The organism is Desulforhopalus vacuolatus (assembly GCF_016918505.1).
In the GTDB taxonomy this organism is placed as follows: Bacteria; Desulfobacterota; Desulfobulbia; order Desulfobulbales; family Desulfocapsaceae; genus Desulforhopalus; species Desulforhopalus vacuolatus.
This window is the reverse complement of the sequence record NZ_JAFFPZ010000135.1, coordinates 1-392: the sequence shown is the minus strand read 5'-3', so window position 1 is coordinate 392 and position 392 is coordinate 1. Positions and strand designations below refer to the sequence as shown.

Below are 392 nucleotides of genomic sequence, written 5' to 3'. Positions count from 1 at the left end.
ATTATCATCGGTCACGGTGACGGGGATTGTCAGGATCGTGGAATCACCCACGTTCAGATGGTCATACGCCGCATCGGTCGGATCGAAACTGTATGATCCATCCGGATTGAGGATGAAACCATCGGGAGCGGTTGATCCCGGAGTGACGGCAAAGGCCGCCGTTGCACCATCATCCAAATCGGTAGAAGTGAGCGCACCATTAATGGTGGCATCCCCTTCTGCAACCGTCGTAGTGATGTCTGCACCCGCTACCGGCGCATCGTTCGCTCCGGTAATGGTAATTGTTACATCCTGCGTATCGGTTCCGCCGTTTTGATCATCGACGGTTATCGTAAATACAGCCGTAACAGTCTCACCTTCAGCAAGGAAGTCCAGCTCGCCTTCAGTGATTG

The 392-nt window shown here is 53.3% G+C and carries 1 protein-coding gene; it reads right to left on the bottom strand.

Annotated elements, in window-relative coordinates:
• On the bottom strand, positions 1 to 392 hold a 392-nt coding region (locus JWG39_RS16235; protein WP_205220468.1), incomplete at both ends, for a VCBS domain-containing protein.